We start from the raw sequence: 10,018 nt of genomic DNA on the forward strand, positions 1-10,018 counted from the left end.
CAAATGTCCCCCGGCCGCGGAGCGGCCTCCTCCTTTATTTTGCCCAGGAGCCTAGCGGCCGCTACGGGGCCCTCACGCGCGCGACAAACCCGAGCGGAGACAGCACTAGATCCAAGACGGCGTCCGACTACCCAGCCACACGTATCGCTGTCTGCGACGCGCCTTCAAGGAGGCGCGCCCCAAACTGGAAGAAACACCCTGTTACAAGCGCCACCGAGGAAAGACCCGACAGGCGGGTCCGAAGTGCTCCTATGGTCCCGGCATTCAGCTTCCGTCTAGAATCGGCCACCCGGACAGGGTGTCCGGAAACAGGGGGAAGGATGCGCAAGTCAGGCTGGATGGCATTGATCGTGTGTGGCGCGCTGGCGGGGCAGGCCGGTGCAGTGGACCTGGACCGATATCTCAAGCGCGATGACTTCGCCGATATCAAGATTTCGCCCAATGGCGACTACTTCGCCGCCACCGTGCCGATGGAAGACCGCACCGCGCTGGCGATCCTGCGCCGGTCGGACAGCAAGGTCGTCGGCACCTTCGTGCCGCCGGCCAAGAACCACGCCAACGACTTCGACTGGGTCAACGGCAATCGCGTGCTGATCGGGCTGGCCGAGAAGATCGGCGCGCTGGACATGCCACGACCCACCGGCGAGTTGTTTGCGATCAACGCCGATGGCGGGCGCGGCGAACTGCTGGTGGGCTACCGCGTGGAAGGCAACGGCCCCGGCACCCGCATCCAGCCCAAGAAGGTAGAGGCCGTGGCGGCGTTCCTGTTCGACGACCTCCCGCAGGATGACCGCAACGTGCTGGTCTCGATCTGGCCCTTCAGCAACGAGCCCTTCACCCGCGTGGACAAGCTGGACGTACAGAGCGGTCGCCGCCAGACGGTGGCGCTGTCGCCGGTACGTCGTGCCGAATTCGTCAGCGACGCCAACGGCCAGGTCCGCTTCGCCCATGGTGCCGGCACCGACAACGTCAACAAGCTCTATTACCGCGAAGGCGGGGGCGACACCTGGAAGCTGGTCAACGATGAGGCGGTCAATGGCCGCATCGAGCAGGCGATCGGCTTCTCCGCCGACGGCAAGCTGGCCTACTTCACCTCCGAGCAGGCCAACGGCCCCACCGCGATCATCGCCTGGGATCCGGCGACCGGCGCGCGGACGCCCGTGCTGCGCGATCCCAAGGTCGATCCCAGCCGCATCATCCGTCGCCCCGGTACCGCCATCCCGGTCGGCGCGCTGTTCCTGGGCGACACGCCGCACACCCGCTTCTTCGATGAGACCTCCGCCGATGCACGGCTGTACCGCAGCCTGGAAGCGGCCTTCGGTGGCGATGCGGTCTTCATCACCTCCAGCACCCGGGACGGCAAGCAGCTGATGATCGAAGCGTGGTCGGGGCGGAATCCCGGCGACTTCTACATCTTCAACAACGAAACCAAGAAAGCCGATCACGTGATCAGCCGCAGCAGCTGGGTGGACCCGGCCAAGGCCGCCACCGTGCTGCMGGTGGCGGTCAAAGCCCGCGACGGACTGGACCTGAGCGGGTTCCTGACCGTCCCGGCTGGTCGTGCCGGCGGCAAACTGCCGATGGTGGTCATTCCGCACGGCGGCCCGTTCGGGATCTTCGACGACGGCAGCTACACCACCGAAACCCAGCTCCTGGCGGCGGCCGGTTATGCCGTGCTGCAGGTCAACTTCCGTGGCTCGGGCAACTATGGCCGCGCCTTCCAGGCCGCCGGTGCGAAGCAGTGGGGCGGGACGATGCAGGATGATCTGACCGACGCCACCCGTTGGGCCATTGCGCAGGGCCACGCCGATCCCGCGCGGATCTGCATCTACGGTGCCAGCTATGGCGCGTATGCCGCCCTGATGGGCGCGGCCAGGGAGGCCTCGCTGTACAAGTGCGCGGCCGGTTATGTCGGTGTCTACGACCTGCCCATGATGTTCACCCGTGGCGATACACAGGAAAGAAAGTCCGGTGAAACCTTCCTGAAGGATTGGTTGGGTGATCCGCAGACGCTGGCGGCAGTGTCGCCGGTCAACCTGGCTGCGCAGATCAACGTCCCGGTGTTCCTGGCTGCGGGCGGTGAAGACCAACGCGCCCCGATCTTGCACACCAAGCGCATGGAAGAGGCGCTGAAGAAGGCCGGCGTGCCGGTGGAGTCGCTGTACTACGCCACCGAAGGCCACGGCTTCTACACCGATCCGCATCGCCGCGAGTACTACAGCAAGCTGCTGGCGTTCCTGTCGCGCAGCCTCGGCGGGGAAACCGCCAACGCAGCGGCCGCCGCACAGCCCTGATCAGCGCTGCAGCGTGGAAACGAGAACGGCACCGCGAGGTGCCGTTCTGGTTTGGGCATGGGGCGGTCGCGCCTTATTTCACCCCGTGCATCATCTTCTTCAGCAGCGGCGAGCAGGCCAGCGCGACGGCCGCACAGCCCAGGCCGATCCACATCAGCAGCCAGAACAGGTGCGCGTAACTGGCCGCGGCGCTGGCGATGTTCATCGTCTGGCCCTCCGGCACTTCGATCGCGGCGAGCTTGCCGAACAGCGCGGCCAGCGTTTCGGAGAAGGCGGTGGCCAGGAACCAGGTGCCCATCATCAGGCTGACCACACGCGGCGCGGCCAGCTGGGTGACCGCCGACAGGCCCACCGGTGACAGGCACATTTCGCCGATCTCCAGGATCAGGTAGGCCAGCACCAGCCACCACACGCTGGCCATCTGCCCGGTCGCGCCCACCTGCTGGGCGGCCAGTGCCAGCGGCACGAACGACAACGCGGCAAAGATCAGTCCGATCGAAGACTTGACCGGCTTGGACGGGTCCAGGCGACGGCGGTCCAGCCACGCCCACAGCATCGCAAACAGCGGGGCGAGGACCACCAGGAACAGGCCACCCAGATAGGTCAGCGAGCCGGCGGTCTGCGGGATCACCAGGCAGTCGCGGATCAGCATCACCAGCATCAGCGCGACGATGACGATGAACAGGTTGCGCGGCGCGGTCGAGCCGGGGCTGCGCTCGGACAGCCGTGCGGCCACCACGAAGCCCAGCGGCGCCAGCAGCAGCGAGGCGATCGACCACGGCAACGGGGTGCCGCTCTGGATCACCAGCGACGGCACCAGATCCTTGGTCAGCAGGCGATCGGTGAAGGTCACCCACGACCCGTAGGTCTGCTCGTACAGGGTAAAGAACACCAGGGCCATGAAGATCAGCGCCATGAGCGCGATCATCTGCTGGCGCTGCACCGGCGTGCAGCGGGTGCCGGTGAACCAGGCGAACCAGACCAGCACGCCGCCGAGCACGACGATCATCAGCATCAGCGCCAGACTGATTTCACCGCCGAGCGCGAACGCGCCGTTGGCGGCGGCCCACATCAAGGCCGCGACGGGGATCACGCCGAGCACCGCCAGCGCGTAGATCAGCCACTCGCGGCGGATGCCCAGCACGCGCTGGCGCAGCGCCGGCACATCGGTCGGTTCGGCGTGGCCTTGCAGGTACTTCTGGCCCCACAGGAACATGCACAGGCCGATCACCATGCCGATGCCGGCCGCACCGAAGCCGTACTTCCAGCCATAGGCTTCGCCGAGGAAACCGCACACCAGCGAGGCGAACAGCGCGCCCAGGTTGATGCCGGCATAGAACAGGGAGAAGCCGGAGTCGCGGCGTGGATCGTTTTCCGGATACAGCTTGCCAACGATGGTGGAGATGTTGGGCTTGAGGAACCCCACGCCCATGATGATCAGCGCCAGCGAGAGGTAGGTGATGCCCAGCGCGGCGTCATCGCGCACGATCTGCCCGTCGATGCGGGTCGCCGCGTGGCCTTCGAAGGCCATGCCCATATGCCCCAGCACCAGCAGCACGCCGCCGAACACCACCGCCTTGCGCATGCCCAGCCAGCGGTCGGCGAGCAGGCCACCGAACACCGGGATGCAGTACACCAGGCCACCGTAGGCACCGAGCAGATCCAGCCCGGCCTTGTCGCCGAACAGGTGGTACTTGGTGAGATACAGCAGCAGCAGCGCCTTCATGCCKTAGAACGAGAACCGCTCCCACATCTCGGTGAAGAAGCAGACGTAAACGCCCTTGGGGTGGCCGAGGAAATCGTCGGTGGCAGTGGAGGTTGCGGAGGCGGGCAGGGCGGCTGCGGTCATCGAGGGATAGGGCGCGGCGGACAAGGAGGCGAGTATAGGCCCGGGGCGAAGGGCCARCCGTGCCGCGTCTGGCCGCTCCGCCGTCGTGGTGTCGGCCGCTCCGCTGTCGTAGTGCCGGCCGCTACGCTCTAGTAGTGCCGGCCGCTGGCCGGCAGCCTCACCATCCCGGCATCGCGCGCTTACAGATAACGAAGCCAGGCCAGGTCCCGCCGCCGCGCCTTGAACCGCGCGAACGCTCTGGTCGGCCAATACAGCGCCAGGGCCAGCACCGCGGTGATCACCCACAGGCTGGCCACGTGGTCCACGGCGAAGTACGCCCCGTGGGTGTGCCCCCAGCGTGCTTCGGCCAGCACGTACAGCAGCTTCAGCACGTACAGGTGCAGCAGGTAGAAGAACATCGGTGCCGCGCCGATGTCGGCCAGCGGTGCCAGCGCCCGGGCCACGCGCGGCTGCTCGTACAGGCGCAGCACCAGCAGGCCGATGCCCAGGGTCAGCAGCAGGAACAGCAGCGAGGGCGGGTACTTGGTGACGTTGAAGAAGCTCATCAGCGTGCTGCCCGGGGTGGCGAAGGACTGCCACGGGCTGTCGCCGTAGAGGTCCACCGCCCGCAGCAGCACGAAGCCCAGCAATGCACCGGCGCCGGCCATCCACAGGCGGCGCTGGCGCAGCAGGGGATCGCCGCCGCGCGCGAACCATGGGCCGATCACCCAGCCCAGCGCAATGACGCCGATCCACGGCAGCACCGGGTAGGAGGTGCGCAGGCGCAGCCCATCGGTCACGGCGATCCAGTCGCGCTGGTGCAGCACCTTCCACAGCACGGCCAGCGCCCCGTCGCCCTGCACGCGGACGCCATCGAGCAGGTTGTGCCCGGCGATCACGGCCAGCGCCAACACCGCCAGCGCCCCGCGGGGCAGCCACAGCAGCCCGGCCAGCGCGATCATGCTGATGCCGATCGCCCAGATCACCTGCAGGTACATCACGCTGGGCGGGAACTGCAGCGTCCACGCGACATTGACCACCAGCAGCTCCAGCACCACCAGGAACAGGCCGCGCTTGAGCAGGAAGGCCGACGCGGCCCGACGCCCATCCGGCTTGCCACTGGCGTACAACCAGGCCGACAGGCCGGTCAGCAGCACGAACACCGGCGCACACAGATGTGCCAGCAGCCGGCTGACGAACAGCGCGGGCTCGACCTGGTCAATCACCATCGGGTCGCCCACCTGCTGGTGCATATGGAAGGTTTCGCGTACGTGGTCGAGCAGCATCAGCACGATCACGGTGCCGCGCAGCTGGTCGATGGAGGTCAGGCGGGAGGGGGAGGAATACGTCACAGCGGCGCCGGGTGCTCGGTGCGATAGGATATAACATTACTAAATGGATGGGCCCGGCCTTGAACGTTGCCGAGTCCGGCGGGTCGCGGCTGCGGCGGCACGCGAAGGTCAACAGGGGCCTTGATCGGGTGGTGCAGGGTTGCCGGCCAGCGGCCGGCACTACTGGACTTGCCTGTACATGAACGCTAGCGTGGCAGGGATTTTTTGCCAGCAGGGGCTTCCATGAACAACGACGCTGCGCCACGCCAGCTCACTTTCCGCGCGGTGGTGCTTGCCATCGTGCTGGCAGTGATTCTGTCGGCCGCCAACGCCTACCTGGGTCTGTTCGCAGGCCTGACCATCGCCACCGCGATTCCCGCCGCCGTCATCTCCATGGGCGTGCTGCGCCTGCTTGGCGGTGGCACCATCCTTGAAAACAACATCGTCCAGACCGGCGCCTCGGCCGGCTCGTCGATCGCCGCCGGCGTCATCTTCACCATCCCCGCGCTGGTGATCATGGGCTACTGGCCGGACTTCAAGTACTGGTGGGTGCTGGGCATCGCCGGTCTGGGTGGCCTGCTGGGCGTGCTGTTCTCGGTGCCGCTGCGTCGTTCGATGATCGTCGAAGATCCGCTGCCGTTCCCGGAAGGCAAAGCCGCCGCCGAGGTGCTCAAGGCCGGTGAAAATCCGGGCCCGGGGCTGAAGATCCTGGCCGTGTCGGCGGTGATCGGCGCCTTCGTGAAGCTGGCCGCCGAAAGCGGCCTGCGCCTGATCCCGGATGCCTGGGCCACCTCGGCCTACGTGGGCAGCTCGAAGATCACCGCCTTCATCGGCACCAACCTGTCCCCGGCACTGCTGGGCGTGGGCTACATCGTCGGCCTGAACGTCGGCATCGTGGTGGTGTCCGGCTCGATCCTGACCTGGCATATCGCCATTCCGCTGTACCAGGCGTTCTTCATGAACACCGATCCGGCGCTGGCCGCGTCGATCGCCACGGCCACCTCCACCGAGGCGGCGTTCGCCATCTGGGGCGCGAAGATGCGTTACCTGGGTGTGGGCGCGATGCTGATCGGCGGCGTCTGGACGCTGATTTCGCTGCGCAAGTCGCTGCTCAACGGCGTCAAGAGTGGGTTTGCCGCGGCCCGCAAGAGCGGTGGCCCGGCACTGGCGCACACCGAGCGCGACCTGCCGATGAAGTGGATGCTGGTGGCCCTGGTCGTGTTCACCCTGCCGCTGCTGGCGCTGTACCAGGCCATCGTGGGCCAGTGGCATGTGTCGATCCCGATGACCCTCATCATGATCGTGGCCGGCTTCCTGTTCGTGTCGGTGTCGGCCTACCTGGCCGGCCTGATCGGCTCCTCCAACAACCCGGTCTCGGGCATCACCATCTCCACCATCCTGTTCGCCTCGGCGGTGCTGGTGCTGCTGCTCGGCAAGGACGGCCTGACCCCGGTCGGCGTCGGCGGCGCACCGCTGGGTGCGGTGGCCGCGATCATGATCGGTGCGGTGGTGTGCTGTGCGGCCGCGGTCGGCGGTGACAACCTGCAGGACCTCAAGGCCGGTTACATCGTCGGCGCCACCCCGTGGAAGCAGCAGTTGATGCTGGGTATCGGGGCGTTCTCGTGCGCGCTGATCATGGCCCCGGTGCTGAACCTGCTGGCCACCGCCTACGGCATCGGCGTCAAGTCCGAGCTGCATCCCAACGCACTGGCCGCGCCGCAGGCCAACCTCATGGCCTCGGTGGCCAAGGGCCTGTTCGGTGGCGAACTGCCGTGGACCTTCATCGGCATCGGCGCGGTGGTCGGCGCGGCGATCATCGCCTTCGACAGCTGGCTGAAGTCCCGCAACGCCCGCTTCCGCGTGCCGGTGCTGGCCGCGGCGATCGGCATCTACCTGCCGCTGGAACTGATGGTGCCGATCTTCCTGGGCGGGCTGATCGCCTATCTGGTGGAGCGTTTCCACAAGATCCGTGGCGACGATGAAGAAGGCCGCGACCGCGTGCACAAGCCGGGCGTGCTGTTCGCCGCCGGCCTGATCACCGGTGAAGCCCTGATGGGTATCGCGATCGCAGTGCCGATCGTCATCAGCAGCCGCGCCGACGTGCTGGCGCTGCCGTTCCACCTGCCTGGCGCGCAGTGGATCGGTCTGGCCGTGCTGTTCCTGGTCGGCTGGTTGATCTATCGCACCGGCAAGCGGGCGGTCGGTTCGGTATAAAGAACCTCGACCGGTTTCAAGACAAACCCCGCTCCGGCGGGGTTTGTCGTTTCTGCGGCCCGCCCATCCCCCTGCATGACCGATGGCCTTTGCATGGGCGGCCCCTGCGGCCCTAACATCGGCGTTTTGCCGTTCCGCGGAGACCCCGATGAAACTTCGTTACGCCCTGCTGCCGTTGTGCCTGCTGACCGCGATGCCTTCGCTGGCGGCCACGCGTGGCCTGGATGTGCGCGACATGATCGCGCTGGATCGGGTCTCCAGCCCGTTGCTCACCGCCGACGGCGGCAACGTCATCTTCGCCAAGCGCGTGGTCGGCAGCGACAGCAAGGCCAGCACCGGCCTGTTCATCCGCAACCTGCGCACCCGCGACCTGGCCCCGCCCAAGCCGCTCACCCCGGCTGGCTGGAACGTCAACTCGGCGGCACTGTCGGCCGACGGCGGCACCGTGTACTTCCTCAGCGCCAAGGGCGGCAGCCAGCAGCTGTATTCGCAGCCGATCGCCGGCGGCACCCCGCGCCAGTTGACCGACTTCCCGGTGGACGTGGACAGCTTCCACGTGTCCCCGCAGGGCGACCGTGTGGTCTTCAGCAGCGGCGTGTTCCAGGCGTGCGGCTCGGACCTGGCCTGCACCACCAGGAAGCTGGACGCGCACAAGGCGCGCAAGAACACCGGTGAAGTCTTCGACACTCTGTTCGTGCGCCACTGGGACACCTGGGCCGATGGCCGCCGCAACACCCTGTTCGTGGCGCCGTTGCCGGCGTCCAAGGCGGCGGCGGTGAAGGGGGCCTCGGCGATCAGCGCTACCCTCGACGGCGATGCCCCGTCCAAGCCGTTCGGCGGCAACGACGACTTCGCCTGGGCGCCGGACGGCAAGAGCGTGGTCGCCTCCATCCGCGTGGCGGGCAAGCAGGAGCCGTGGTCGACCAACTTCGACCTGTACCGGCTCGACGTGGACGGCAAGCAGGCCCCGGTCAACCTGACCGCGTCCAACCCGGCCTGGGATGCCGGCCCGGTGTTCAGCGCGGACGGCAAGACCCTGTACTACCGCGCGATGAAGCGCCCGGGCTTCGAAGCGGACCGCTTCGGGGTGATGGCGCTGGACCTGGCCTCGGGCAAGACCCGCGAGATCGCCCCGAAGTGGGACCGCTCGGCCGGTGAAATCGTGCTGGCCGCCGACGGCAACAGTTTCTACACCGGTGCCGACGACCTGGGCGAACACCGCCTGTTCAACATCGACATCGCCACCGGCAAGGCCACGGTCGTCGCCGAAGGCGGCAGCATCGGTTCGCCGGTGATCGCCGGCAGCACCCTGGCGTACACGAAGAACAGCCTCAAGAGCGGCGACCAGATCCTGGTGGCCGCCGCCGATGGCAGCAGCCCGCGCGAGATCACCCCGAGCGCCGCGCAGATGCTGCCCGACGTGGCCTTCGGCGACTACGAGCAGTTCCAGTTCAAGGGCTGGAACAACGACACCGTGCACGGCTACGTGGTCAAGCCTTACAACTACCAGGAAGGCAAGACCTACCCGGTGGCGTTCCTGATTCACGGCGGCCCGCAGGGCAGCTTCGGCAATGGCTGGAGCTACCGCTGGAACCCGCAGACCTATGCCGGTCAGGGCTACGCGGTGGTGATGATCGACTTCCACGGGTCTACCGGCTACGGCCAGGAATTCACCGATGCGATCAGCCAGCATTGGGGCGACCGCCCGCTGGAAGACCTGCAGAAGGGCTGGACCGCGGCGCAGAAGCAGTACCCGTTCCTCAACGGTGACAAGGCCTGCGCGCTGGGCGCCAGCTACGGCGGCTTCATGATCAACTGGATCGCCGGCAACTGGAACGAGCCGTGGAAGTGCCTGGTCAACCATGACGGCGTGTTCGACCAGCGCATGATGGGCTACGCCACCGAAGAGCTGTGGTTCACCGAGTGGGAGCAGGGCGGTACGCCGTTCCAGAAGGCGGCCAACTTCGAGAAGTTCAACCCGGTCAACCACGTGGCCAACTGGAAAAAGCCGATCCTGGTCATCCATGGCCAGCTCGACTTCCGCATTCCGGTCGAGCAGGGCCTGGCCGCGTTCACCGCCGCCCAGCGCCAGGGCATCGAATCCAAGTTCCTGTACTTCCCCGATGAAAACCACTGGGTGCTCAAGCCGCAGAACAGCGTGCAGTGGCATGACACCGTCAACGGCTGGTTGAAGCAGCACATCGGCGAATAAGCCGGATGGACGCGCCGCCCCTTGGGGCGGCGCTTCTTCATGGCACCGGGTGTGGTTGGCCGTGGTATCAGCGGTGATCGGCTGCGGTGTAACTGGTGATCGGCGGCGGTGTATCCGGCCATCGTCGTCGGTGTAACCG

Annotated in this window: 5 protein-coding genes; 3 read left to right on the top strand and 2 right to left on the bottom strand. The window is 66.9% G+C overall.

Annotated elements, in window-relative coordinates:
• Positions 1–320: 320 nt before the first annotated feature.
• Entirely contained in the window at positions 321–2,294 is a 1,974-nt protein-coding gene (locus tag ACXJKH_RS09200; RefSeq protein WP_457319196.1) for an alpha/beta hydrolase family protein, read from the top strand.
• Positions 2,295–2,367: 73 nt separating this feature from the next.
• Here the strand turns inward: ACXJKH_RS09200 and ACXJKH_RS09205 are convergent, their stop codons facing one another.
• Together ACXJKH_RS09205 and ACXJKH_RS09210 are read right to left on the bottom strand one after the other, a co-directional pair.
• The gene (locus tag ACXJKH_RS09205) at positions 2,368–4,143 is read right to left on the bottom strand and encodes a peptide MFS transporter (protein WP_457319197.1); all 1,776 of its coding nucleotides are present in this window, start codon (positions 4,141–4,143) and stop codon (positions 2,368–2,370) included.
• A 179-nt stretch (positions 4,144–4,322) separates the two neighbouring features.
• Positions 4,323–5,474: a DUF1624 domain-containing protein gene (locus ACXJKH_RS09210; RefSeq protein WP_457319198.1), complete on the bottom strand. Its 1,152-nt coding sequence runs from the start codon at positions 5,472–5,474 to the stop codon at positions 4,323–4,325.
• Between the two features lie 222 nt (positions 5,475–5,696).
• Here ACXJKH_RS09210 and ACXJKH_RS09215 point away from each other — a divergent pair, with 222 nt between their 5' ends.
• Entirely contained in the window at positions 5,697–7,667 is a 1,971-nt protein-coding gene (locus ACXJKH_RS09215) for an OPT family oligopeptide transporter (RefSeq protein WP_141057252.1), read from the top strand.
• Between the two features lie 148 nt (positions 7,668–7,815).
• Positions 7,816–9,879 carry a prolyl oligopeptidase family serine peptidase gene (locus ACXJKH_RS09220; protein ID WP_457319199.1) on the top strand — a complete coding sequence of 688 codons (2,064 nt, stop codon included), beginning with the start codon at positions 7,816–7,818 and terminating at the stop codon, positions 9,877–9,879.
• The last annotated feature ends 139 nt before the right edge of the window (positions 9,880–10,018 follow it).

The organism is Stenotrophomonas sp. P5_B8, assembly GCF_054049855.1.

Excerpts from the sequence above, each read along its gene's own strand:
- ACXJKH_RS09220 (WP_457319199.1), top strand. The coding sequence starts at position 7,816 with ATGAAACTTCGTTACGCCCTGCTGCCGTTGTGCCTGCTGACCGCGATG.
- ACXJKH_RS09215 (WP_141057252.1), top strand. The coding sequence starts at position 5,697 with ATGAACAACGACGCTGCGCCACGCCAGCTCACTTTCCGCGCGGTGGTG.